Raw genomic sequence first — 25,091 nt, forward strand, 5'->3', positions numbered from 1 at the left:
CGCGGGCAAGCCCGCGAAGAGGCCATTTGCATCGCCGCAGGTCCCCCCGTGGTAAAAGATCGCAGCCTTCGGCAGCTCCTACGCGTTGGCGCCAGCCTTTGATCGTGGCACGATGTCGAGGTTATCGACCGAGACCCCAGACCATGCCGCAATCCCAAGCCAAGAATCTGTCCCTGATCGCCGCAATCGACCTGGGCTCCAACAGTTTTCACATGGTCGTGGCCAAGGCCCAGAACGGCGAGATCCGTATTCTCGAGCGTCTCGGGGAGAAGGTTCAGCTGGCCGCCGGTATCGACGAAGAGCGCCATCTCAACGAAGAATCGATGCAACGCGGCCTCGACTGCCTCAAGCGTTTCGCCCAACTGATCAGCGGTATGCCCACCGGCGCCGTTCGCATCGTCGGCACCAACGCCTTGCGTGAAGCCCGCAACCGCGCCGAATTCATCCGTCGCGCCGAAGAAATTCTCGGCCACCCGGTGGAAGTCATTTCCGGCCGTGAAGAAGCGCGCCTGATCTACCTCGGCGTGTCCCACACCCTCGCCGACACCCCCGGCAAACGCCTGGTGGCCGACATCGGCGGCGGCAGTACCGAATTCATCATTGGCCAGCGCTTCGAACCGCTGCTGCGCGAAAGCCTGCAGATGGGTTGCGTCAGCTATACCCAGCGCTATTTCAAGGACGGCAAGATCACCCCGGCCCGTTACGCCCAGGCATACACCGCGGCGCGGCTGGAGATCATGAGCATCGAGCACGCCCTGCACCGCCTGACCTGGGATGAGGCCATTGGCTCCTCGGGCACCATCCGCGCCATCGGTCTGGCGCTGAAGGCTGGCGGCCATGGTACCGGCGAGGTCAACGCCGAAGGCCTGGCCTGGCTCAAGCGCAAACTGATCAAGATGGGCGACGTCGAAAAAATCGATTTCGAAGGTATCAAACCGGATCGCCGGGCGATTTTCCCGGCGGGCCTGGCGATCCTCGAAGCGATCTTCGACTCCCTCGAACTGCAACGCATGGATCACTGCGAAGGCGCCCTGCGCGAAGGCGTGCTCTATGACCTGCTGGGCCGCCATCATCACGAAGACGTGCGCGAACGCACCCTCACTTCGCTGATGGAGCGCTACCACGTCGATCAGGAACAGGCGGTACGGGTCGAGCGCAAGGCACTGCATGCTTTCGACCAAGTGGCCGAGGACTGGGATCTGGAAGACGGCGTCTGGCGCGAACTGCTCGGCTGGGCGGCCAAGGTCCATGAAGTGGGTCTGGACATCGCTCACTACCAGTACCACAAGCACGGCGCCTACCTGATCGAGCACTCGGACCTCGCCGGGTTCTCCCGCGAAGACCAGTTGATGCTCGCGCTGCTGGTACGCGGTCACCGCCGCAATATTCCCAAGGACAGGTTCGCCGATTTCGGCGACGACGGCATCAAGCTGATTCGCCTGTGCGCGCTGCTGCGCTTTGCGATCCTGTTCCACCACATCCGTGGCACCCAGCAAATGCCCCAGGTGGAACTGAACGCCCATGGCAATAGCCTGGAAGTGGTGTTCCCGGAGAACTGGCTGGACGAAAACCAGCTGACGCAGGCCGACTTCGAAATCGAAGCGCAATGGCTGACCCGGGTCGATATCGTGTTGAGCGCTCGCTGAAACACCAGAAATGAAGCCAACCCCTGTGGCGAGGGAGCTTGCTCCCGCTGGGGTGCGAAGCGCCCCCCCTCCGCGCTTGCAGGTAATCAGAAAATATCTGGTCACTGATTTTGGGGCTGCTGCGCAGCCCAACGGGAGCAAGCTCCCTCGCCACAGGAATACAGTGAAAACGAAAAAGGGCGATCCATTTGGATCGCCCTTTTTTTGTCTGCCTGATCCGCGTTACCGCACAGCCAGTATCGGACTACCCAAACGCTCCAGCAATGTCGCCTGGGCGCTGCGCGGGTTCTGGTTGCCGGTCGGTGTGTTACGGATGTAACGACCGTCCGACTGCAGGCTCCAGCTGTGGGTGTTATCAGTCAGATACAACTCCAGTTCTTTCTTGACCCGCATGATCAGCTTCTTGCCTTCCACCGGGAAGCAAGTCTCGACGCGCTTGTCGAGGTTGCGTTCCATCCAGTCGGCACTGGACAGGTACATCAGCTCGTCGCCACCGTTGAGGAAGTAGAAGACCCTGGTGTGTTCCAGGAAGCGGCCAATGATCGAACGCACGTGGATGTTATGGGAAACCCCGGCGATGCCTGGCCGCAGGCAGCACATGCCACGCACCACCAGATCGATGCGCACACCTGACTGGCTGGCCTTGTACAACGCGCGGATGATCTTCGGATCGGTCAGCGAGTTGAACTTGGCGATGATGTGCGCCGGTTTGCCGTCGAGGGCGAACTGGGTTTCGCGGGCAATCATGTCGAGCATGCCCTTTTTCAGGGTGAACGGCGCGTGCAGCAGTTTCTTCATGCGCAGCGTCTTACCCATGCCGATCAACTGGCTGAACAGTTTGCCGACGTCTTCGCACAAGGCGTCGTCGGAGGTCAGCAGGCTGTAGTCGGTATACAGGCGGGCGTTGCCGGCGTGGTAGTTACCGGTGCCGAGGTGCGCATAACGCACAATCTCGCCGGCTTCGCGCCGCAAAATCAACATCATCTTGGCGTGGGTCTTGAAGCCGACGACACCGTAGATCACCACCGCACCGGCCGCTTGCAGACGGCTGGCCAGTTGCAGGTTGGACTCTTCGTCGAAGCGCGCGCGCAATTCGATCACCGCCGTGACCTCCTTGCCGTTACGCGCCGCATCCACCAGCGCATCGACGATTTCCGAGTTGGCGCCAGAACGGTACAGGGTCTGGCGCACCGCCAGAACGTGTGGGTCCTTGGCGGCCTGGCGCAGCAGGTCGACCACCGGGGTGAACGACTCGAACGGGTGCAGCAGCAGGATGTCCTGCTTGCTGATCACGCTGAAAATATTCTCGCTGTTCTGCAGCAGTTTCGGAATCTGCGGGGTGAACGGCAGGTATTGCAGTTCGCGCTGACTGTCCAGGCCGGTGATGCTGAACAGCCGCGTCAGGTTCACCGGGCCGTTGACCTGATACAACTCCGTCTCGCTCAGGTTGAATTGCTTGAGCAGGTAGTCGGACAGATGTTTCGGGCAGGTGTCGGCCACTTCCAGACGCACCGCATCGCCATAGCGACGGGAGAACAGTTCGCCGCGCAAGGCGCGGGCCAGGTCTTCGACGTCTTCGGAGTCCAGCGCCAGGTCGGCGTTACGGGTCAGGCGGAACTGGTAGCAGCCCTTGACCTTCATGCCCTGGAACAGGTCATCGGCGTGGGCGTGGATCATCGACGACAGGAATACATAGTTGTCGCCAGCGCCGCCGACTTCTTCCGGCACCTTGATGATGCGCGGCAGCAGGCGTGGCGCCGGGATGATCGCCAGACCGGAATCGCGGCCAAAGGCGTCGATGCCTTCGAGCTCGACGATGAAGTTCAGGCTCTTGTTCACCAGCAACGGGAACGGGTGCGTCGGGTCGAGACCGATCGGGGTGATGATCGGTGCGATCTCGTCACGGAAATAGCGGCGGACCCAGGTCTTGAGCTTGGTCGTCCAGTTGCGGCGACGGATGAAGCGGACCTGATGTTTTTCCAGCTCCGGCAACAGAATGTCGTTGAGGATCGCGTACTGGCGATCGACGTGACCGTGGACCAGTTCGCTGATGCGTGCCAGCGCCTGATGCGGCTGCAGACCATCGGCGCCGGCCTGTTCACGGGCGAAGGTGATCTGCTTCTTGAGGCCGGCGACACGAATCTCGAAGAACTCGTCCAGGTTGCTGGAGAAGATCAACAGAAACTTCAGCCGCTCCAGCAATGGATAGGACTCGTCCAGCGCCTGCTCCAGCACGCGGATGTTGAACTGCAGTTGCGAGAGCTCGCGGTGGATGTACAGGCTGCTGTCATCCAGGCCGGGAATGGCCAGCACTGGCGCTGTCACGGCGGTTTCGACGACCGCCGCGGGCGGAGCTGGCTCCAGCTCCGGCGGGGTCTCTTCGACTTGCTCCACCACAGGTTGAGCGTCTTTTACGGCAACTTCAGTGAGTACTTCGGTATTCATCGAATGTTCCTGGGAGGGCTATTTTTGCTCTCGTAACAATTGAGCGGCACGAACGGCAAAGTACGTCAGGATGCCATCAGCCCCTGCACGTTTGAAAGCGGTCAAGGACTCTAGGATAACCCCTTCGCTCAACCAGCCATTCTGGATCGCCGCCATGTGCATGGCGTATTCGCCGCTGACTTGATAAACAAACGTCGGCACTTTGAACTCTTCTTTTACCCGGCACAGGATGTCCAGGTACGGCATGCCCGGCTTGACCATGACCATGTCTGCACCTTCTGACAAGTCCGCCGCCACTTCGTGCAGGGCTTCGTTGCTGTTGGCCGGGTCCATCTGATAGGAGGCCTTGTTGGCCTTGCCCAGGTTCAGCGCCGAACCGACCGCATCGCGGAACGGGCCGTAATAGGCACTGGCGTACTTGGCCGAGTAGGCCATGATCCGCACATTGACGTGACCGGCCACTTCGAGGGCTTCGCGGATCGCCTGGATGCGACCGTCCATCATGTCCGATGGAGCCACGACCTGAGCGCCGGCTTCGGCGTGGGACAGGGCTTGCCTGACCAGTGCGTCGACGGTGATGTCGTTCTGCACGTAGCCTTCTTCATCAAGAATGCCGTCCTGGCCGTGGGTGGTGAACGGGTCCAGGGCGACGTCGGTGATCACGCCCAGCTCAGGGAATCGTGCACGTAGCGCACGGGTCGCGCGCTGGGCGATACCTTCGGGGTTCCACGCTTCAGCGGCGTCCAGGGACTTGAGTTCCGCGGGTGTCACCGGGAACAGCGCCAGCGCCGGAATCCCCAGTTCGACCCACTTGGCCGCTTCTTCCAGCAACAGGTCGATGGTCAGGCGTTCGACGCCCGGCATCGAAGCCACCGCTTCGCGACGGTTTTCACCGTCCAGAACGAACACCGGCAGGATCAGGTCATCGACGGTCAAGACGTTTTCACGGACCAGACGACGCGAGAAGTCGTCACGACGATTGCGGCGCAGGCGGGTTGCGGGGAACAAACGGTTGGCGGGGGTAAAGCTCACGGCAGACTCCTGAGCCCGCGCTTACGGGCGAGCGTGACAGTTATAAGCGGCCATTATGACGAACGTATTACAGTTGTGTGCACCCCTGTGACAGGTAGCCGCATTCCATTGTCATTGTAGGAAATGTTCACGTCGAGACACATTTGGACACTTTCCTGAATGTGTCCGAAGGGTTAGGCTGCGCGTTCATTTCGCCAGCACCCAGACAATGCTCCAACAATTTCTGCATGACTTCGGCTACTTTGCCCTTTTTCTAGGCACGTTCTTCGAAGGCGAAACCATTCTGGTACTCGCGGGCTTCCTCGCGTTCCGTGGATACATGGACATCAACCTGGTGGTGGTCGTGGCCTTCTTCGGCAGCTATGCCGGCGACCAGCTGTGGTATTTCCTGGGGCGCAAGCACGGCCGCAAGTTGCTAGCGCGCAAGCCGCGTTGGCAAATGATGGGTGACCGGGCGCTGGAACACATTCGCAAGCATCCGGACATCTGGGTATTGAGCTTCCGTTTCGTCTACGGTTTACGCACGGTGATGCCGGTGGCCATCGGGCTGTCAGGCTATCCGCCGGGCCGTTACCTGCTGCTCAACGGAATTGGTGCAGCGATCTGGGCCGCAGCCCTGGCAGCGGCCGCGTACCATTTCGGCGCAGTGCTCGAAGGCATGCTCGGCAGTGTGAAGAAGTACGAACTCTGGGTGCTCGGTGCACTGCTGGTCCTGGGCTTCGTGCTGTGGCTGCGCCGGCGCTTCAAGAATGCCCGCCTGGCCAAGCAGGTCTACGCCGACGAACAAGCCCTGAAAGCTACGCGGACCAACACCGAAGGCCCTACGACGCCAACCGAGTGATGCGGTTCCTGCAACAGTAGAGACCGACGCCGCTCAACAGGCTGTAGCTGAGCAGGCCGACCCAGCCCACCGCGCTGGCCGGCCACAGCCCCACCATCGGGGCCAGCCATGCCAATGGCAGGTTCGACGCCAGCCGCACCAGCTCCAGCTTCAACGCCCTCGGGCGATTCTCCAGGGCTACGCCCAGCACAAACAGACCGAACGCCACCGCTCCCCAACCCAACACCAGGGCGGCGACTGGCAGCTTCGGTTCAAGATTCATCAGGTAACTGCCCAGCGCGATATAGACGCAGAACTGCAAGAGGACGTAGAGCTGCTGACGCCCGTCCAGCGCCACCTCGAATTTACGGAACTGGCTCAGGTTCGGCTTGTTCATCGGGTATCTGGCCGCCACGTCCGCCGGGCGCCAGCCGGTGCGCATGAACCAGATCCGTAGCTTGTCCCAGGTGCTTTCGGCACGCCGCGCATCGGCCCACAACTGCGCATAGAACTGCACGTTCGCCCACACGGGGTTCCAGCTCGCCAGCGGCGTGGTCACGCCGAAGATCACCGGCTCGTTGTCGTCTTCTTCCTGGAACGAACCGAACAAACGGTCCCAGATAATGAACACACCGCCGTAGTTGCGATCCATGTAGAGAGCGTTCTGTGCATGGTGGGCCCGATGATTGGACGGCGTGACAAAGAACCATTCGAACCAGCCAAGCTTGGGAATGTGCCGGGTGTGCACCCAGAACTGGTACAGCAGGTTCAGCGCCGCGACACTGACGAACACCAGCAGCGGCACGCCGGACACCGCCATCGGCAGGTAGAAGATCCAGCCCAACAAGAATCCGGTACTGGTCTGGCGCAACGCCGTGGACAGGTTGTAGTCCTCGCTCTGGTGATGCACCGAATGGGCGGCCCAGAGGATGTTGCGCTCGTGGCCCATGCGATGCAGCCAGTAGTAGCAGAAATCGTAGAAGACAAAGGCAAACACCCAGGTCCAGACGCTGTCGGCCGACAGTTCGAACAGCGCAAGGTGCTTGAGGGCAAAGGCGTAGGTCACCAGTCCCACACCCTTGGTCAACAGACCCGTGGTGGTCGACAGCACGCCGGTGCTGATGCTGTTGATCGCGTCCGCCACCCGATAATTGCTTACCCCGCGCCAACGGTCCGCCAGCAACTCGACGGCTATCAGAAAAAAGAAAAACGGCACTGCATACAGAATGAAGTCCATGACGCGCCCTGATCGGAATCTTGAGGACAGATGCTATGTGCAGCCGCGAATTAACCCTATGGCAACGCGGGACAAATTAGTGGACATTTAACGCCATGAATCTGGAGAAAAGCCCATGAGCAAAAAAGTTGCAGTGATCCTTTCCGGTTGTGGCGTGTACGACGGCGCCGAGCTCCACGAGAGCGTCATCACCCTGCTGCGTCTGGACCAGCGCGGGGCCCAGGTGCAGTGTTTCGCACCGAACATCGCGCAATTGCATGTGATCAACCACCTGACCGGCGAAGAAATGCCCGAATCGCGCAACGTGCTGGTGGAATCGGCGCGGATTGCCCGGGGCAACATCAAGGATATCCGTGAAGCGAACATCGATGAGTTCGATGCGCTGATCGTGCCCGGCGGCTTCGGCTCGGCCAAGAACCTGTCCAACTTCGCCATCGAAGGCGCCGGCTGCACCGTTCAACCGGATGTCCTGGCACTGACCGAAGCCTTTGCCGAGGCCGGCAAACCGGTGGGGTTGATGTGCATCTCCCCCGCCCTGGCGGCAAAGATCTACGGCCCTGGCGTCATCTGCACCATTGGCAACGACACCGACACGGCTGCCGCGATGAACAAGATGGGCGCGACCCATACCGATTGTGCGGTCAGTGAGATCGTCGAGGATAAGGCACGCAAACTGGTGAGCACACCGGCCTATATGCTGGCGCAATCGATCAGTGAAGCGGCTTCAGGCATTAACAAACTGGTCGACCGCGTGCTCGAACTGACCCACGAAAACGACGCCTGACACTGTTCAGAACTGTAGGAGCGAGCTTGCTCGAGAAAGACGTGAGAGCGCCGCGTTCATCCAGCCAGCACTCGTCATCGTTGACGTCCATCGTCGGATCGCCGCCCGGAGCAAGCTCGCTCCTACAGTTTACGGGCCAGCCGGGTGAGAATCCGGTCCAGCGCATTGGCGAACGCCTGCTTCTCACGGTCGCCAAAGGGTGCCGGTCCACCGCCCATTTGCCCCTGTTCGCGCAAATCAGTGAACAGGTTGCGAACCGCCAGCCGCTCGCCCATGTTCTGCGCATCAAACTCCTTGCCCCGTGGATCGAGCGCTGCCACGCTCTTCTTCACCAGACGATCGGCCAGCGGCACATCGCTGCAGATCACCAGCTCACCGGGTACTGCGTGTTCCACCAGGTAGTCATCGGCCGCATCCGGTCCGCTCGGCACCACGATCAGCTTGACCAGTGCCAGCCCCGGTTTGGTCTGCGGTTGCCCGGCCACCAGCACCACTTCGAACTGGCGCTTGAGAGCGAACTTCACCACCAGATCCTTGGCTGCCCGCGGACAGGCGTCGGCGTCGATCCACACACGCATTGAATTTTCCTCTGTTGAAAAGCATCGCGGGCAAGCCACGTTCCCACAGGTTAACGCTAAACCTGTGGGAGCGTGGCTTGCCCGCGAAAGTGAGCGCAGCGAATGCCGTTTAAGAAACCTGCACCCGCTGCCTCTCAACCACCCGGCTACGACCGTACAACACGACAATCGCAATGATCGCCACAGCCTGGGCGCTCAACGAATACGCATCGGCATGGATCCCCAGCCATTCAAAGTCAAAGAACGGCACCGGCCGCGTGCCGAAAATCCCGGCTTCCTGCAGCGCTTTCACGCCATGCCCGGCAAACACCACCGACAAGGCGCACAAAAGACCGGCGTTGATGCTGAAGAACAGCGCCAGCGGCAACTTCGCCGAACCGCGCAAAATCACCCAGGCCAGGCCGACCAGCAGCACCAGCGCCGTGGCCCCACCAGCCAGCACCGCGTTGTGCCCTGCGGGGCCTGCCTGCAACCACAGGGTTTCGTAGAACAGGATCACTTCGAACAGTTCGCGATACACCGAGAAGAACGCCAGGGTCGCAAAACCGAAACGCCCGCCGCCGCCCACCAGGCTGCTCTTGATGTAATCCTGCCAGGCCGCCGCGTGACGACGATCGTGCATCCACACGCCCAGCCACAGCACCATGACGCTGGCAAACAACGCTGTCGCGCCTTCCAGCAACTCGCGCTGCGAACCGCTGACATCAATCACATAGGCTGCCAGCGCCCAGGTGCCCAGCCCCGCCACAAACGCCAGGCCCCAGCCGACGTTAACGCTGCGCACTGCCGTTTGTTGGCCTGTGTTACGCAGGAAAGCAAGGATCGCCGCCAGCACCAGAATCGCTTCCAGACCTTCGCGCAGCAAAATCAGCAGGCCGGAAATGTAACTCAGCGACCAGCTCAAACCCTCGTTGCCCAACAGGCCGGCCGATGCCTTCAACTTACCCTTGGTCACGTCCAGACGCTGCTCGACCTCGCTCACCGGCAGGCCGTCCTGCAACGATTGACGGTAGGCCATCAGGGATTTTTCAGTGTCTTTGCGCACGTTGGCGTCAATGTTATCCAGCGAGCTCTCAACCAGCTCGAAGCCTTCCAGATACGCCGCTACCGATAAGTCATAAGCCTGATCATGCTCACCGGCACGATACGCCGCGATGCTCTTGTCCAGAGTGGCCGCGGTGTAGTCGAGCAGTTGCGCCGGGCCACGCTTGACCTGGGGCGGTTGCGCCCGCTGGGCACGGAAGGTCGCGGCGGCTTGCGGGCCTTCGGCGGCCTGTACTTCGGTCGGGGTCTGACGAGCGAGGTCGGCGATGTTGTAGGTCTTTTCAGCCTTGGCCGTCGCCGGGTCGACACTGAAGCTGGCGATATAGGTGGCCAGGTCCCAGCGCTGACGATCATCCAGTTGATCGGCAAAAGCCGGCATGTCAGTCCCTTCGACCCCCAGGCCCAGGATGCTGTAGATCGCGTAGAGGCTCAGTCGATCCAGTCGTGTGGTATCACGCAGATTGGATGGCGGAGGCGTCATGCCGACACCTGCCGGGCCGTCGCCGGCCCCTGTATCGCCGTGGCAGACCGAGCAATGCTGAGCGTACAGCGGCGCGCCACGCGCCGAGTCCGGCGTAATGACCGGAGCCTGGCTGACTTCATAGGCCACGGCCAGCTTCGCGCCCAGTTGCCGGGCCAGGCGAGTGACCTCGGTCCCCTCCTGACGGGCGCCGATGGAATTTCCCAGTGCGGCCAGGCTTTGCTCCAGCGCGGCTTTTTCCGGCTTGACCGGCATGGCTGCAATCAGACTTCCCAGTGTCTTGACCGAGTCTTGCTGCGCGCGAAATCCGGCCTGGTCCGTGATGCTGCCCGCCTGCACCGTGTCCGGGTAATCCGCGCCGATGTAATCGAGCAAGTGCAGCGCCTGCGGCGCACCTTCGGCGGGAGCGGCCAGTAGCTGAAAACTGCACGCAGCCAACAGCGGCAGCAACAGCCACGCCAGGAAACGGGAGGGGGGAATCATGAATGAATCTCAATTGGAAATGCGAAGTTACATATTGTTAACGCCTGACGGGTTTCGCTCAAGCTTTGTTGATACTTCTTCGTAATTGCATTGGATTCTGGAATTGCTCCCCCAAATGAAAAAGGCGACCTCCAGGGTCGCCTTTTTTGTAAGTCGCCGTTTTACACAGCAGCCCTGCGCAACGTCGCCATGAACGCCGCCGCCCCGATGAACAGCCCGGCAAAGGTGCGGTTCATGCGTTTTTGCTGTTTCGGTGTGCGCAACAGACGCAGCACTTTAGACGCCAGACCGGTATACCCGGCCATCACGATCAGGTCGACGCAGACCATGGTCACGCCGATCACCAGATACTGAATCAGCAGCGGAGCATGGGGGTCGATGAACTGCGGCAGCACCGCCAGCATGAACACCAGCGCCTTGGGGTTGCTGATATTCACCAGAAAACCACGGAACACCAGGGCCATCGGCTTCCCGATCTGGCGCACTGCCGCGTCATCGCTCATATCGCTGGGCAGCGCGCGCCATTGCTTGATCGCGAGGTAAACCAGGTACGCCACGCCAAACCATTTGATGGCGTAGAAGGCTGTGGCCGACGCAGTAAGAATGGCGCCGACACCGGCACCGACGATGGCGATCTGTAAAGCCAGGCCCAGTTGCAGGCCCAGGGCGTTCCAGTAGCCGCGCCAGAAACCGTATTGCAGGCCGCTGGACATCGACGCAATGGCGCCGGCACCGGGGGACAGGCTGATCACCCAGCAGGCGGCAAAAAACGCCAGCCATGTTTGAAGCTCCATTGCACACCTCGACTCAGACTCGTGACAGACGTCTAAGCTAATGCGGCTTTGATTGGATGACTACCGATTTTTTGTAGGACATGGCGACGGCCGACTTGAGACCCCCATCGCGAGCAAGCTCGCTCCCACAGGGATCTGCTGCGGACGCAATATCCGGGTGCTACACAAGACACTGTGGGAGCGAGCTTGCTCGCGATGGCGGTGTATCAGTCAGCTGAAGGCTTACTTTTCAAACCCACTGGAAGGAAACACATCCGTCCCGCGCCAGCGTCGCACCGAGCGCTGGAAGAACAAACTGTTGGGCACCTGCACCATGGCGCTGCCAGTGCCGAGTTCTTCGGCCTCGATCAGCGTGGTGTAAAGAAGATTGATCGCTACCACTCGGCCTTTGACGCCGGGCTTGTCGGTGGTATCCACCAACTCGACCACGTCACCGATGCGGAACGGGCCGACGGTAAAGATCAGGATCGCGCACAGCAGGTTCGAGAGCACGCTCCACATGGCGAAAAACGCCACCGCCGCGACTGCGACGAAACCGGACAACGCGGTCCAGAGCACCGTGGCCGATACACCGAGTCGCTCCAGGACGAAAATCAGCGCGCTGCCCATGATCAGCCAGCGCAATCCGCCCCGTAGCGGCATCAGCAACTGCGGCGGAAACGGGTAACGCTCACCGAGGCGGGTCAGGCCTTTGGCGACGAATCGCTGGGTGAAGTAGCCGGCGAGCAGGATCAGCAGGATTTGCACGCCAAGCCAGATCGGCTCGACCCACACCGCCGGCAACGGCAGCTTGAAGGCGTCCATCAGGACAGTGCCTCCAGCTCCGCCTGCATGCCTTCCAGCAATTCCAGGGCTTCCATCCACGCTTCCTCCAGCTCCGCCTCACGCACCTTCAGCTTGGCCTGTTCGGCCAGCAGATCACGCAATTCGCTCTTGCGCGCCGGCTCGTAGATGTCGCTGTCGCCTAGGCTGGCATCGATCTTCGCCAGCTTTTCGTGGAGCTTGCCGAGCTCGGCTTCAAGTTTGTCAGCTTCGCGCTTGTGCGGTGCCAGTTGCTGGCGCAACGCAGCAGCAGCCTGACGCTGGGCTTTCTTGTCGGTCTTGTCCGGGTTGACCGGCGTGTTGCTGACCGGGGCGTTGCGCTGGCGATACTCCACCAGCCAGCGGGTGTAGTCCTCCAGGTCGCCGTCGAACTCTTCGACTTTGCCGTCCGCCACCAGATAGAAGTTGTCGGTGGTGCTTTTGAGCAAGTGGCGATCGTGAGAGACCACCAGTACCGCACCACTGAATTCCTGTAGGGCCATGGTCAGCGCCAGGCGCATTTCCAGGTCCAGGTGGTTGGTCGGTTCGTCGAGCAGCAACAGGTTCGGTCGATCCCAGGCGATCAAAGCCAACGCCAGGCGCGCTTTCTCGCCACCGGAGAAATTCAGTACCGGCTCGTCGATTCGCGCGCCACGGAAGTCGAAACCACCGAGGAAGTCGCGCAGGGTCTGTTCGCGCTCGGTCGGCGCCAGGCGCTGCACGTGCAGCAACGGGCTGGCCTTGGAGTCCAGAGAATCGAGTTGATGCTGGGCGAAGTAACCGACCACGGTGTTCTCGCCACGGGTCAAGCGGCCGGCCAATGGCGACAGCTCACCGGCAAGGTTCTTGATCAGGGTCGATTTACCGGCGCCGTTCGGGCCGAGCAGACCGATTCGCGCACCCGGGGTCAGTTGCAGCTTGACCTTCTCCAGCACGGCTTTGTCGCCGTAACCCAAGCGGGCATCGGACAGGTCGATCAGCGGACTGGAAATTTTCTGTGATTCACGGAAAACGAAATCGAACGGCGAGTCGACGTGGGCAGCGGTCAACTCTTCCATCCGCTCCAGGGCCTTGATCCGGCTCTGGGCCTGACGGGCCTTGGTGGCCTGGGCCTTGAAGCGGGCGATGTAGCTTTCCATGTGCGCACGTTGCACCTGCTGCTTCTCGTACGCCTGCTGTTGCTGGGCCAGGCGTTCGGCACGGGCGCGCTCGAAGGCGCTGTAGCCACCGCGGTACAGGGTGATCTTGCGCTGATCGACGTGGGCTATGTGGTCGACCACGGCATCGAGGAAATCCCGGTCGTGGGAAATCAGCATCAAGGTGCCGGGATAACTCTTGAGCCACTCTTCGAGCCAGATGATGGCGTCGAGATCGAGGTGGTTGGTCGGTTCGTCGAGCAGCAGCAGGTCCGATGGGCACATCAGGGCCTGCGCCAGGTTCAGGCGCATCCGCCAGCCACCGGAGAAATCCCCGACCTGGCGATCCATCTGCTCGTTGGTGAACCCAAGTCCGGCCAGCAACTTGCGCGCCCGGGCGTCGGCGGTGTAACCGTCGGCGCTGTCGAGTTCCGAGTGCAGGCGGGCCTGAGCGGCACCGTCATGGGCCGCTTCGGCTACCGCCAGGTCGCGTTGCACCTGGCGCAGGCGCAGGTCGCCATCGAGCACGTAGTCGACCGCCAGGCGCTCGAGGGTGTCGACCTCCTGGCGCATGTGGGCGATACGCCAGTCGGCCGGCAGGAAGCAATCACCCGAGTCCGGGTGCAGCTCACCCCGAAGCAAGGCGAACAGGCTCGATTTGCCGGCGCCGTTGGCACCGATGAGGCCGGCTTTCTGGCCGGCGTGCAGCGTCAGCTCGGCGTCTTCTAGCAGACGTTGCGGGCCACGCTGTAAAGTCAGGTTCTGAAGTCGAATCATAATGGCGGCGGAGTCTACCAGCTTCGCTCGCAACTGGCGCGAGTAGCACTATGTCCTCTGACCTGTGGAGCTTTTCCCTGACCACTTACGCCCGTCCGGGTGTTGAGCAGGCCTGCCTGCAATTGCAATCGGCGGGGGTCAATGTGTGCCTGTTGCTGTGTGGTGCGTGGTTGGGACAACGAGGCGTGGCCTGCGATGAGCAGCGCTTGCAGCAATTGCGCAGCGTGGCTTTCGCCTGGGACACCGATGTCGTGCGGCCGTTACGCGCCTTGCGCATACAGTGGAAAGCCGCGGCCAAGGAAGACGCTGAATTGCATACCCTGCGTGAACAAGTGAAGGCACTGGAGCTGGAAGCCGAACGGCATCTGTTGTTGCGGCTGGAGAGAGCGGCGCAGAGTTGGCCGCAAAATGCCGAGACCGATCTATCGGCCTGGCTGGAAGGTGCGGCGGCTGAGGCCGCCCACCTGCACCGCGACGCGCTGCATCAGCTGCGCGTCGCGGTAACCGGCACTTAGGAAGCGCTGGCTGGGGTGGTTACAACACTCGAAGTTGCGGCAGGCGTTGGCGCTGGCGCGGCTGTCGAGGTAGTAGTTGCTGCCGGAGCAGGTGCTGCGGGCGCAGCCGGAGCGACTGGCTTGGCAACCGGAGCGGTGGCTGGCTTGGCGGCAACCGGCTTTTTCACTGCAGGTTTGGCTGCTGGTTTTGCAGCGGGTTTCGCAGCAGCCGGTTTAGCGGCAACTGGCTTGGTAGCGGCTGGTTTGGCGGCAACGGCTGGTTTCGCTGCAGCTGGTTTTGCGGCTGGTTTAGCAGCAGGTTTGGCAGCCGCTTTTACAGCAGGTTTTGCCGCTGGCTTGGCTGCTGCTTTAGCTGCAGGTTTGGTTGCCGGTTTTGCAGCGACGGGTTTTGCAGCCGGCTTGGCAGCAGGTTTCGCGGCAGCGGTGCGGGCAACTGGTTTAGCGGCCGGTTTTGCAGCTGGTTTTGCAGCTGGTTTTGCAGCCGGTTTCGCGGCGGCGGTTTTAGCCACGGCTGGTTTGGCAGCAGCGGCTCTTGCAGCGGCAGGTCGTGCGGCGGCTGGTTTGGCAGCCGTGGTTTTAGCCGCAGGTTTTGCAGCGCTGGCAGCAGCCGGTTTTCTCGCAGCCGGTTTGGCAGCAGGTTTGGCTGCGGCAGTTTTAGCGACTGGTTTGGCAGCGGCTGGTTTGGCGGCAGCAGCAGGCTTGGCCGGTGCTTTTGCAGCAGCCGGTTTGGCAGCGGCTTTCTTCGCAGGTGCCGCAGCAGGTTTGGCCGCACGCAAGGACAACACCTTGCCGACAGCCTCTTGTACACGACCGACGCCCTGGGCCAGTTTCAGGCTTTCCTGAGCATCGCGCTTGAGTTGCAGGATATAGCCGCGGGTTTCCGATTGACGATCCTTGAGGGCATCGAGCAGCTCCTCAAGATCGGCCACTGCGCCCTTGGCCTTGGCTTGCGCCTTGGCTTTTCCGGCCGCCGCAGCGTCCTGCAATTTGGTGCGGGACTTGTGCAGTTTTTCTTGCGCTTTTCCGCGCTGCTTTTCCAGTTTGGCGAGCAACTTTTCAGCATCAGCCAAGGCTTCGGAACAAGCGGTTTCCAGATGCTCGAGCAGGCTGCTCGATAGTTGTTGGAGCAAGTGCAACGGAGTGTTTACTGGCTTCTTGGTGGCCGACATGGTTTACCTCCTGGCTGAAGTGAGTGCGGCTCATACTAGACCTCTGCTGCAACCGCCGCTAGGGCATGTTGACACTATCGAAAGCGCTACGTTGCAAAGGATTGAAAAACTTCTGCCTCGACGCAAAAGCAGTTCACCGTTGCGCACATTCTCGCTGGCATAATCGCCCGCAATTCAGGTCGGAGAGAGCTCATGTCGCGCTACCTTTTTTTATCGCTGTGCGTGTTTTTTTCGGTGGCCCAGGCCGCCGAAAAAACGCAGGAAAATGAAGCCCACGATCTCGCTTACAGCCTGGGTGCAAGCCTTGGCGAACGCCTGCGCCAGGAGGCTCCCGATCTGCAGCTCCAGGCACTGGTCGAAGGATTGCAGCAGGCCTATCAGGGCAAACCACTGGCGCTGAAGGACGAGCAGATCCAGCAGATACTGAACGAGCATGAAGCCCGGATCGCCATGCAGTCAGCCGAGCCGCAAAGCGAAATGGCACTGGAAAAAGAACAGCGTTTTCTCGCCACGGAAAAAGCCAGGCCGGGTGTGCGCGAACTGGCTGATGGCGTGTTGCTGACCGAGTTGACGCCAGGCACTGGCGCCAAGGCCGGACCGAACGGCAAAGTGCAGGTGCTGTACATCGGTCGCTTGCCCGACGGAACGGTGTTCGATCAGAACAGTCAGCCACAATGGTTCAGTCTCGACAGCGTGATCGCCGGATGGCGCAGCGCGTTGCAAAACATGCCGGTCGGGGCGAAATGGCGACTGGTGATTCCATCGGCTCAAGCCTATGGCGCAGACGGTGCCGGTGACGTGATTGCTCCGTTCACTCCACTGGTGTTCGAAGTCGAATTGCGCGGCGCCACCAGCTGACGACGCAAACGAAAAACGGCGTGCCTTGGCACGCCGTTTCGGGATCTTGCAGAAAGAGCTTCAGGCCTGAACCGAATCAGTTTCCTTGTGGGCGGTGTGCAGCACTTCGATCAGACAGTCTTCCAGTTCAAAGCGCTCATGCAACAGTCCGCCGAGTGTCTTGAACTCTTCGGCGACACACTTTCCTGCGTCACACAGATCATTGAAGGCGAGCAGCTTTTCGGTGATGACGTCGATACGCGGGTAGATCGTCTCGGCGAGCTCCAGGCCACGCTGGTCGTTGAAAGCCTTGGCCTCCCCCGTCAGCTGCTCGTAGATCTCGAAGTGTCCGGCCGATACATAATCGACCAGCACGCCGCAGAATTCCTGCAAGGGCTTGCGGTTCTCACCCAGCACCTCAGGCTTTGCGCCGAGAGCGTCATAGGCCCCGATCAGTTCGTGTCGTTCCTGCAACCAGCGATCGATCAGCAGGTGCACTCCGCCCCAGCGTTCCTGAGCATTCTGACAACTTTCGAGCATGGTGATCTCTCTTCCCTTGTGGGTCAGCTGCTCTATGCCCGCTCGCCTCTTGTAACGTCGGTGGGCGGTCAGGCAGAGCGTCATCGAGCAACATAATTCCAATGACACGTGCGGGCCAGATTATGCCCGCACGACACTGGCTTCAAGGTACGCAGGCGATAAAGTTCATACAAGTGTTTAATCGCCTGCAAAGGCCCGGTGCGACGACTCGCCGCTGAGCGGTCGCTGATAGCTGGTCCAGACCAGTCGCAGCGACTGGTAAACGGCCAGAATCATCATCGCGACGAAGAACAGCAAGCTCCACTCGGTGAGACTCAGATCGAACAGCGTCCAGGAAATTTCCACGCAATCGGCAGCGCCCTTGAACATCTGCTGTACGACCGATAGCCACGGCGAATTGGCCAGCAGGTCAGCAAGATGCGTTGAGCATGCCGCTACCTGCTCCGTCGGAAGGCTTTGCAGCAAGACCTGTCGCCACGCCGTGACGGTGCCGGCCAGGCTGCAACAAAGACTGAGCAGCCAATACAGAACGTTACCGATGCGACCGGGGCCATGGACCGAAGCCATCAGGCAGATGCCGGTCAGGAGCGCCAGGCAAACCCGCTGCACAAGACACAAGCCACAAGGTCGCAGGCCGACTGCATATTCCAGGTAGTAGGAAACGCCCATCGCCAGGGCACCCGCAATGAAAGCCATGAAAAACAAGGAGCGTGAGCAGGCCAAAGACATGGCTTTTCCGTAAAAGTAGTGACAGACCATTACGGTAGAGGAAAGCGCGACAGCCTTTCAAGGCAAGTGCCCACAGAGACTTCAGCGCAGGAGTAGGGAAATCCCGACGCAGGTGAGAGGATAAAATGTAGTCCTCTGTAGGACTTTGCCTGCGACGAAATTTCGCGACTGAATTTCAACCCGTCATTGCACTACGGCGAGGGCGATAGCTCCCTCGCCGCAGGTCATCGCTCAGGCGCCGGAGCCCGGCGCCAGCGAATGGTTCAAGCGCGGACTGGCACTGGCAGAGGGGCCGCGAGCAAGCGTTCATCCAACAACCCCAGGCCTTCCTGAAACAGCTGGTTGCTGCGCTCGGCATCGCCCATTTGCGCCAGCAAGCGTGCCAGCTCGGCACAGGCTTCCGGATTGCGCTGTATACGCAGGCTGCTTTCCAGATAGTCCCGGGCCTTGCCCCACAAACTGTTTTGCAGGCATAGACGACCCAGTGTCAGCAGCAGGCCCGGATCAGCCGGATGGTCCTTGAGCCAGCCTTCGGCGGCCTGCAGCTGGCGGGCCGGATCATTGCCGCGAACCAGTCCGTAGAGTCGTGCCAGATGACTGTCGTAGCTGCGCTTGAGCGCAGTGCGCAGCACTTCTTCGGCCTCGACCTGAGCCCCCAATTGCCGCAGTTGTTCGGCATACGCGAGCACCAGTTGCGGCTCCTGACGCTGTGCCGAAGTCAGTTGTTGCCAGGCACGTTCCAGCGATTGCTTCCCTACCGTTCCGTCTTCTTCCCGTTGCGCCGCCAGGGACAGGTTCGCCCCCCAGGCCCGACGCTCCAGTTCGGCGAGCTCAGTCGCCGGCAGGATTTTGTCCTTGCGCAGCTCCGGCAGCAGGCGAATCACTGCCGACCAGTCACCACGCTGCTGAAGCAGGCGCTGCAACTGACGCAGGGTCTGAGCGTTATGAGGATGGCGTTCACGCATGGCTTGCAGGGTGGCGAGGGCACCGTCGGTATCACCGCGATCTGTCTGCAACTGGGCGTGACTCAAGGCGATCGCCAACTCGGCCTGAGGCTGACGCTCCAGGGCGCGCTCCAGCAAGTTGTCGCTTTCTTCGTAATTGCCGAGTTCGTTCGCGGCACGGGCAGCGCCGAGGTAGTAAAGCAGCGGCTGGCGCTCGGCTTCGGCAGCCCGATGCAAGTGCCGTTGCGCGCTGGCCCAGCGACCCTCGGCCAAGTCCAGCTGACCGTGTTCGATCGCCACCTGTACCCGACGGCTGCGGTTACGTCGTGACCATGGATTGACCACGCCACTGGAAGCCATCACCAGTTCGACCAGTGACTTGATGCCCCAGATCAGCAGCCAGAGCACAGCCACCAGCGCCAAGGTAGCCCACAGGCTCGACTCATAACGGAAGGTCTTGTAGGCAATCAGCACATAGCCGGAGTGTTCGGCAATCGCCAGCCCCAGCGCAGCGGCAGCGGCGATCACGAGGAACACGATCACATAGAGGCGTCTCATGGCGTGGCCTCCGGCGCGGCGTTCGCGGCAGGCCTGGTCAGTGGCTTGACCGATTCCTCGGCGTTGACGTTGCGCCGCTCCAGATACCCCTGCACCGCGCTCAGGGTGCCGGTCATATCCGGCGTGACGACGGTGACAGGTTGCCCGCTCAACTCGGCGACCTGCTCAAGCATGACTTTGCTTTGCGCGTTGTCCGGGTTGAAGTTGCCCTTGAGGATGTCCCGCGCTTCGTCCAGCACCTGGGAGTAAACCGCCGCCTGGCCATTGAGTGCGGCCCACTGCGCCTGCTCCAGCGCCAGGCTCAGGGCCAGGCGGACCTGACTCAGACTCTGGCCGGCCAGCAATGGGCGAACGTTTTTGTCGGCATTGAAATCGATACGGATGTAGCGCGAAATCTGATCCCACCATTGCGCCCAGCGACTGGCACCGTCGCCATCGGAGGTCAGGCCCAGCAACGAATCGCCACGGTCCTTGTACTCCGGTGCCAGCTCGGTGAGGCTGGTCACTTGATCGCGCAGCGCGCCCAGACGCAGGAACAGCCCGGTGCGATCCGGCTGTTCGGTGCTGCGCAAGGCGATCAGGGTCTTGGCCACCTGCTCGCGAGCAGCAAAAGAGCCCGGGTCGTTTTGCTCACGCAATATCTCGTCGGCACCCTGGACCAGTGCCTGGGCACTGCTGATGTCCTGCAAGGCGGATAGTCGCAAGCTGGCCAGACGCAGCAGGTGCTCGGCCTCGGCCAGACGCCAGTCCTTGCGACTGGCACCGAGAACGGTTTCCAGCCGTTGGTTCAACCGCTGCTGATCACCTTGCAGCTGAACAACCAGACGGCTGCGCGCTTCCAGTTCATCGGCGGGAGGCAATTGTGCCAGGCGTGCGCTCAGGCGTTCCTCATTGAGCTTGAGGCTTTGTGCCTGGTCATTCAGCGCCTGCACCTGGCTCAGTTGCTGCTGATTATTGGCCTGCAGGTGACGCACCTGCCAGACACCCCAACCGCCCACCGCTACACCGGCCGCACCCAACAGCAGCGCGATGATTGCCAGACCATTGCCTCGACGCTGCTCGGCAGCAGGTGGCGGCGGCAGCATTTCATCAACAGGAGCATCAACAGGTGCATCAAGCACCGGTCGCGAGTCATCTTTAGGCAAGGCTGTTTCGCTCACGTATCCATCCTTTGCATCAGAAAACGGGTACGGGATGCTCCCGTAACGCCGTCAGCAAGGCCGCGGCATTGGCGCCACGACAATCCACAACTGTTTTGGCCCCGGCGGCACGCGCCATTTCGGCAACCCTGGGGCTCGGTACGAACAACGGCAACCGCGCCAACTGCGGCCAGGCATCGCCGGCCAGTTGATGCAGGTGCTCAAAACCTTGTCCACTGCTGACCACCAGCCCGTTCAGGCGTTCCGCCTGGATCCGTTGCGGCAGCAGTGTTGGCGGGTAAATCGGCAATCCCCGGCGGTACAACTCCAGATACTCGACACTAGCACCAAGCTCACGCAAACGCTCAGCCAGCAACTCGCGCCCGCCCTCCCCGCGCAGGATCAGCACGCGCGCATCGGGTCGTGCAATAGCCTCGCGCAATCGGGAAAGTTCGAGCAAGGCTTCACTGTCATCGCCTTCTGCCGGGAAGCTCACGTCCAGCCCGTGATCCTCGAGGATCTGCGCAGTCGCCGCGCCGACGCTGAACCACTTCACACCAGGCGGTGTTGGCCAATATCGCTCGAGCAGTTCGACGCCGATCCGGGCGGCCGGCTTGCTGACCACGATGACGGCGCAGAACTGATCCAGGGCCTGAATCGCCTGGCGCATTGTGTCAGTGGCCGCAATGGGCATGATGTCCAAAAGCGGCAGACTGTTACTGAATATCCCCTGCTCGGCCAAAAGGCTGCTCAGCGCCTCCGCTTCTTCGGCGGGACGCGTCAGCAGCAAGCGCCAGCCGATCACTCGTGACCAGCCTCGCCATAGACCGCTTTGAGGATGGCATCGGCACCCTGGCTGAGCAGGTCTTCGGCGACTCGCACACCCAGCGCCTCGGCATCGTCGCGAGGGGCGCGGGCTTGTGCGCTGAGCAGCAGGCCACCAGCCGGATCGCCCACCAATCCGCGCAACCAGACCTGCTCGCCTTCCAGCACGGCGTAGCACGCAATCGGCACCTGGCAGCCGCCATTGAGGTGCTTGTTGAGGGCCCGTTCGGCGGTCACGCGGGTGGCGGTGTCCTGGTGATGCAAGGGTGTCAGCAGCGAATGGATTTCACTGTCGGCGCTGCGGCATTCGATACCCACCGCACCCTGGCCACCGGCCGGAAGGCTGTCGTCGACGCTGATGGCCGAGGTGATGCGATCTTCGAATCCCAGGCGGATCAGGCCGGCAGCGGCGAGGATGATGGCGTCGTATTCGCCGGCATCGAGCTTGGCCAGGCGAGTGTTGACGTTGCCGCGCAGGAAGCGGATTTGCAGGTCCGGGCGACGGGTCAGCAATTGAGCCTGGCGGCGCAGGCTGGAGGTGCCGACGATGCTGCCCTGGGGCAACTCATCCAGGCTGGTGTAAGTGTTGGAAACGAAGGCATCGCGCGGGTCTTCCCGCTCGCAGATGCAGAACAGACCGAGGCCTTCGGGGAAGTCCATCGGCACGTCCTTCATGGAGTGCACGGCAATGTCGGCTTCATTGTCCAGCAGCGCGGTTTCGAGTTCCTTGACGAACAGGCCCTTGCCGCCGATTTTCGACAGCGGCGAGTCAAGCAGCTTGTCACCACGACTGACCATAGGGACGAGGGTCACCAGCAGGCCGGGATGAGCCGCTTCAAGACGGGCTTTGACGTATTCGGCCTGCCAAAGGGCGAGAGCGCTTTTGCGGGTGGCGATGCGGATCTGGCGAGAGGACATGGATCAATCCGTACTGAATAGATACGGCGGATAATAACAGCTCAGCCAAATCCACTTTGACTTGTATCAGATACTACTCGGCCTCCCTGGCCCCGGATGTCCGGCAATCGGGTGTAAAACTGGCCTGCGAACAGCCGTTTAAAGCTGTTGCATCATTTTGCGTACCCCAGCCACATGACGCCGGCTGACGATCAGCGCATCACCATTGAGGCCTTTGAGGAACAGCTGAAAATGCCCCAGGGGTGTGCGTTGCAATCGCTCGATACGCTCGCGGGCGACCAGCGCATTGCGATGGATACGCACGAAACGGTCACCGAACTCGTCTTCGAGGGCCTTGAGCGGCTCATCGAGCAGCACTTCGCCGCTTTCGTGGCGCAAGGTCACGTATTTGTGGTCGGCAATGAAATACACCACCTGATCCAGCGGAATCAGCTCGATCCCTTTACGGGTTCGGGCGCTGATATGGCTGCGCGGGCCGTTGCCGCTTTCGGCAGCAGGGCGGGTCAGGGCGGCGAGCTGGGCACGATTGGGGCGCTCGGCTCTCTTTAATGCGTCATGTAATTGTTCAGTTCTCACAGGTTTCACCAGATAGCCTACGGCGCTGGCCTGTAAGGCTTCCACGGCAAATTCATCGGGCCCGGCGCAGAACACCACGGCGGGCGGAGTTTCGCGTTCACACAACCGAGCAGCCACTTGCAGGCCATCCAGGCCGGGCATGCGGATATCGAGCAGCACGATATCCGGTTTGTGGCTGTCGATCAGTGCCAACGCCTCTTCGCCATTCGTGGCACTAGGCTCCAGGACACTGTATCCCTCGAGTTCGCCAACCATTCGGCTCAGGCGCTCGCGGGCCAAGGGTTCGTCATCAACGATCAGGACATTCATATTGCGCTGGATTCCTGCGTGAGTCTCGCACAAGGATAGCGTAGACAGGTGAAGTGACATCCGTCACCGCGATCCACGCTAAGACTAGCGCGAGCGCCAAAAAGTGCCGTTGGTCCGGCGGCTAAATTTTCATCTGCCGGGCGATTGGCGGCCCAGGCCCGCGTTGGCGACGCATCGCCACAGGGTTTGCTGATACGCAATATGAACACCCCACTCTTCTTATAGTCAGCGGCTGCACCGAGAAGTGCGCTGATCCTACTGTCCAACTGTAGACGGTTGCCGGGACGATATAGCTCAATTGGAAAATATCGTTCCGCAAAAATGCGCGAGTCTTGCCCGGGCCCGGGCTCTCTCCCCCCAAAAAAACGTATCGACCAGTGTCAGCGACAGGATTGGCAACCCTGTTATTATCCGCGCCAGCGTTCCACGCCTTCTTACTTCAAGCCGATACGAGCGAATTCATGAGCACTGACAAGACCAATCAGTCCTGGGGCGGCCGCTTCAGTGAACCCGTCGACGCCTTCGTCGCCCGCTTCACCGCCTCCGTCACCTTCGACCAGCGCCTGTATCGCCACGACATCATGGGCTCGATCGCCCACGCTACCATGCTGGCCAAGGTCGGCGTGCTGACCGATGCCGAGCGCGACAGCATCATCGATGGCCTGAACACCATCCAGGGCGAAATCGAGGCCGGTCAGTTCGACTGGCGCATCGACCTCGAAGACGTCCATATGAACATCGAGGCACGGCTGACCGACCGCATCGGCGTGACCGGTAAAAAACTGCACACCGGCCGCAGCCGTAACGATCAGGTCGCCACCGACATCCGACTGTGGCTGCGTGACGAGATCGACCTGATCCTGGCCGAAATCACCCGCCTGCAAAAAGGTCTGCTGGAGCAGGCCGAGCGCGAAGCCGCCAGCATCATGCCGGGGTTCACCCACCTGCAGACCGCACAGCCGGTGACGTTCGGGCACCACATGCTGGCCTGGTTCGAAATGCTCAGCCGCGACTACGAACGCCTGGTCGACTGCCGCAAGCGCACCAACCGCATGCCACTGGGCAGCGCGGCGCTGGCCGGCACCACCTACCCGATCGATCGCGAATACACCGCCCAACTCCTGGGTTTCGACGCGGTTGGCGGCAATTCGCTGGACAACGTCTCCGATCGTGACTTCGCCATCGAATTCTGCTCGGCGGCCAGCATCGCGATGATGCACCTCTCGCGCTTCTCCGAAGAGCTGGTGCTGTGGACCAGCGCGCAGTTCCAGTTCATCGATCTGCCCGACCGTTTCTGCACCGGCAGCTCGATCATGCCGCAAAAGAAAAACCCGGACGTGCCGGAGCTCGTGCGTGGCAAGACCGGTCGCGTGTTCGGCGCGCTGATGGGCCTGCTGACCCTGATGAAAGGCCAGCCCCTGGCCTACAACAAGGACAACCAGGAAGACAAGGAACCGCTGTTCGACGCCGCCGACACCCTGCGCGACTCGCTGCGCGCATTTGCCGACATGGTGCCGGCGATCAAGCCCAAGCACGCGATGATGCGCGAAGCGGCCCTGCGCGGTTTCTCCACCGCCACCGACCTGGCCGACTACCTGGTGCGTCGCGGCCTGCCATTCCGTGATTGCCACGAAATCGTCGGCCATGCCGTGAAGTACGGCGTGGACAGCGGCAAGGACCTGGCGGAAATGAGCCTGGAAGAACTGCGCAAGTTCAGCGACCAGATCGACCAGGACGTGTTCGCCGTGCTGACCCTGGAAGGCTCGGTCAATGCCCGTAACCACATCGGCGGCACCGCGCCGGCGCAGGTGAAGGCTGCCGTGGCTCGTGGCCAGGCGTTGCTCGCCAGCCGCTAAATCGCCAAAAGCTTCGCGAGCAAGCCCGCTCCCACATTGATCGTCACACACAAAACCGGTGTCTGACGCATACCTCGTGGGAGCGAGCTTGCTCGCGAATGCGATCTTCAGAGCGCAA

The 25,091-nt window shown here is 61.2% G+C and carries 22 protein-coding genes and 1 pseudogene; 6 read left to right on the plus strand and 17 right to left on the minus strand.

Translation table 11 applies throughout. The features are described from left to right. Nucleotides 1–143 precede the first annotated feature (143 nt). Complete coding sequence (gene ppx / locus KGA96_RS01780; protein ID WP_046039038.1) at nucleotides 144–1,646, plus strand: exopolyphosphatase; 1,503 nt, start codon at nucleotides 144–146, stop codon at nucleotides 1,644–1,646. A gap of 222 nt (nucleotides 1,647–1,868) precedes the next feature. Here ppx and ppk1 read toward each other — a convergent pair whose 3' ends face one another. Continuing rightward, nucleotides 1,869–4,091 carry a polyphosphate kinase 1 gene (ppk1, locus tag KGA96_RS01785; protein WP_046039036.1) on the minus strand — a complete coding sequence of 741 codons (2,223 nt, stop codon included), beginning with the start codon at nucleotides 4,089–4,091 and terminating at the stop codon, nucleotides 1,869–1,871. 18 nt (nucleotides 4,092–4,109) lie between these two features. Then, nucleotides 4,110–5,123 (minus strand): porphobilinogen synthase, encoded by a 1,014-nt coding sequence (gene hemB, locus KGA96_RS01790; protein ID WP_046039035.1) that lies wholly within the window; start codon nucleotides 5,121–5,123, stop codon nucleotides 4,110–4,112. 208 nt (nucleotides 5,124–5,331) lie between these two features. Here hemB and KGA96_RS01795 point away from each other — a divergent pair, with 208 nt between their 5' ends. Continuing rightward, nucleotides 5,332–5,964 carry a DedA family protein gene (locus KGA96_RS01795; RefSeq protein WP_046039034.1) on the plus strand — a complete coding sequence of 211 codons (633 nt, stop codon included), beginning with the start codon at nucleotides 5,332–5,334 and terminating at the stop codon, nucleotides 5,962–5,964. Here KGA96_RS01795 and KGA96_RS01800 read toward each other — a convergent pair. After that, a complete protein-coding gene (locus KGA96_RS01800) occupies nucleotides 5,945–7,180 on the minus strand; it encodes a sterol desaturase family protein (protein WP_223511409.1) in 1,236 nt (411 codons plus the stop codon). The genes KGA96_RS01795 and KGA96_RS01800 overlap by 20 nt on opposite strands. Nucleotides 7,181–7,295: 115 nt before the next feature. On the opposite strand from KGA96_RS01800, the gene elbB reads away from it, so the two are divergent. After that, the gene (gene elbB, locus KGA96_RS01805) at nucleotides 7,296–7,964 is read left to right on the plus strand and encodes an isoprenoid biosynthesis glyoxalase ElbB (protein WP_046039031.1); all 669 of its coding nucleotides are present in this window, start codon (nucleotides 7,296–7,298) and stop codon (nucleotides 7,962–7,964) included. A 122-nt stretch (nucleotides 7,965–8,086) separates the two neighbouring features. Here the strand turns inward: elbB and KGA96_RS01810 are convergent, their stop codons facing one another. The 5 genes from KGA96_RS01810 to KGA96_RS01830 all read right to left on the minus strand — a co-directional run bounded on the left by KGA96_RS01810 (nucleotide 8,087) and on the right by KGA96_RS01830 (nucleotide 14,058). Further along, a complete protein-coding gene (locus KGA96_RS01810) occupies nucleotides 8,087–8,542 on the minus strand; it encodes a YaiI/YqxD family protein (protein WP_223511411.1) in 456 nt (151 codons plus the stop codon). Between the two features lie 109 nt (nucleotides 8,543–8,651). Further along, nucleotides 8,652–10,550 (minus strand): cytochrome c/FTR1 family iron permease, encoded by a 1,899-nt coding sequence (locus tag KGA96_RS01815; RefSeq protein ID WP_223511421.1) that lies wholly within the window; start codon nucleotides 10,548–10,550, stop codon nucleotides 8,652–8,654. A 161-nt stretch (nucleotides 10,551–10,711) separates the two neighbouring features. Then, nucleotides 10,712–11,344, minus strand: coding sequence for a homoserine/homoserine lactone efflux protein (gene rhtB, locus KGA96_RS01820; RefSeq protein WP_007998964.1), 633 nt, complete (start codon nucleotides 11,342–11,344; stop codon nucleotides 10,712–10,714). Between the two features lie 222 nt (nucleotides 11,345–11,566). Then, nucleotides 11,567–12,148, minus strand: a complete 582-nt coding sequence (locus KGA96_RS01825) for a mechanosensitive ion channel family protein (protein WP_046039025.1) — start codon at nucleotides 12,146–12,148, stop codon at nucleotides 11,567–11,569. Then, complete coding sequence (locus KGA96_RS01830; RefSeq protein ID WP_223511429.1) at nucleotides 12,148–14,058, minus strand: ATP-binding cassette domain-containing protein; 1,911 nt, start codon at nucleotides 14,056–14,058, stop codon at nucleotides 12,148–12,150. Before KGA96_RS01830 ends, KGA96_RS01825 begins: the two co-directional genes overlap by 1 nt. Before the next feature lie 50 nt (nucleotides 14,059–14,108). Here KGA96_RS01830 and KGA96_RS01835 point away from each other — a divergent pair, with 50 nt between their 5' ends. After that, nucleotides 14,109–14,573: a TIGR02444 family protein gene (locus KGA96_RS01835; RefSeq protein WP_223511431.1), complete on the plus strand. Its 465-nt coding sequence runs from the start codon at nucleotides 14,109–14,111 to the stop codon at nucleotides 14,571–14,573. On the opposite strand, the gene KGA96_RS01840 is transcribed toward KGA96_RS01835, so the two are convergent. Then, nucleotides 14,570–15,742 carry an AlgP family protein gene (locus KGA96_RS01840; protein WP_223511446.1) on the minus strand — a complete coding sequence of 391 codons (1,173 nt, stop codon included), beginning with the start codon at nucleotides 15,740–15,742 and terminating at the stop codon, nucleotides 14,570–14,572. The genes KGA96_RS01835 and KGA96_RS01840 overlap by 4 nt on opposite strands. A 192-nt stretch (nucleotides 15,743–15,934) precedes the next feature. Between KGA96_RS01840 and KGA96_RS01845 the strand changes: the two genes are divergently transcribed. Beyond that, on the plus strand, nucleotides 15,935–16,600 hold the full coding sequence (locus tag KGA96_RS01845; RefSeq protein WP_046039020.1) for an FKBP-type peptidyl-prolyl cis-trans isomerase: 666 nt from the start codon (nucleotides 15,935–15,937) through the stop codon (nucleotides 16,598–16,600). A gap of 60 nt (nucleotides 16,601–16,660) precedes the next feature. On the opposite strand, the gene KGA96_RS01850 is transcribed toward KGA96_RS01845, so the two are convergent. The 8 genes and pseudogenes from KGA96_RS01850 to KGA96_RS29795 all read right to left on the minus strand — a co-directional run. After that, nucleotides 16,661–17,119 (minus strand): Rsd/AlgQ family anti-sigma factor, encoded by a 459-nt coding sequence (locus tag KGA96_RS01850; protein ID WP_046039019.1) that lies wholly within the window; start codon nucleotides 17,117–17,119, stop codon nucleotides 16,661–16,663. Between the two features lie 177 nt (nucleotides 17,120–17,296). Then, nucleotides 17,297–17,848 carry a disulfide bond formation protein B gene (locus KGA96_RS01855; RefSeq protein ID WP_046039017.1) on the minus strand — a complete coding sequence of 184 codons (552 nt, stop codon included), beginning with the start codon at nucleotides 17,846–17,848 and terminating at the stop codon, nucleotides 17,297–17,299. 263 nt (nucleotides 17,849–18,111) lie between these two features. Beyond that, nucleotides 18,112–19,350 (minus strand): heme biosynthesis HemY N-terminal domain-containing protein, encoded by a 1,239-nt coding sequence (locus KGA96_RS01860; RefSeq protein WP_223511448.1) that lies wholly within the window; start codon nucleotides 19,348–19,350, stop codon nucleotides 18,112–18,114. Then, on the minus strand, nucleotides 19,347–20,510 hold the full coding sequence (locus KGA96_RS01865) for a uroporphyrinogen-III C-methyltransferase (protein WP_046039015.1): 1,164 nt from the start codon (nucleotides 20,508–20,510) through the stop codon (nucleotides 19,347–19,349). Before KGA96_RS01865 ends, KGA96_RS01860 begins: the two co-directional genes overlap by 4 nt. Nucleotides 20,511–20,526: 16 nt before the next feature. After that, entirely contained in the window at nucleotides 20,527–21,294 is a 768-nt protein-coding gene (locus tag KGA96_RS01870) for a uroporphyrinogen-III synthase (protein ID WP_046039014.1), read from the minus strand. Further along, nucleotides 21,291–22,232 carry a hydroxymethylbilane synthase gene (gene hemC / locus KGA96_RS01875; protein ID WP_046039013.1) on the minus strand — a complete coding sequence of 314 codons (942 nt, stop codon included), beginning with the start codon at nucleotides 22,230–22,232 and terminating at the stop codon, nucleotides 21,291–21,293. Before hemC ends, KGA96_RS01870 begins: the two co-directional genes overlap by 4 nt. Before the next feature lie 138 nt (nucleotides 22,233–22,370). Continuing rightward, nucleotides 22,371–23,117 carry a LytR/AlgR family response regulator transcription factor gene (locus tag KGA96_RS01880; RefSeq protein WP_008048635.1) on the minus strand — a complete coding sequence of 249 codons (747 nt, stop codon included), beginning with the start codon at nucleotides 23,115–23,117 and terminating at the stop codon, nucleotides 22,371–22,373. Continuing rightward, nucleotides 23,114–23,230 (minus strand): annotated as a pseudogene (locus KGA96_RS29795) (sensor histidine kinase); the annotation flags it as partial. The gene KGA96_RS01880 and the pseudogene KGA96_RS29795, both read right to left, overlap by 4 nt. A gap of 348 nt (nucleotides 23,231–23,578) precedes the next feature. Here KGA96_RS29795 and argH point away from each other — a divergent pair. Then, nucleotides 23,579–24,973 carry an argininosuccinate lyase gene (argH, locus tag KGA96_RS01885; RefSeq protein WP_008001478.1) on the plus strand — a complete coding sequence of 465 codons (1,395 nt, stop codon included), beginning with the start codon at nucleotides 23,579–23,581 and terminating at the stop codon, nucleotides 24,971–24,973. Nucleotides 24,974–25,091 lie beyond the last annotated feature (118 nt).

Origin of the sequence: Pseudomonas sp. GL-R-26 (assembly GCF_019947365.1) — a bacterium.
In the GTDB taxonomy this organism is placed as follows: domain Bacteria; phylum Pseudomonadota; class Gammaproteobacteria; order Pseudomonadales; family Pseudomonadaceae; genus Aquipseudomonas.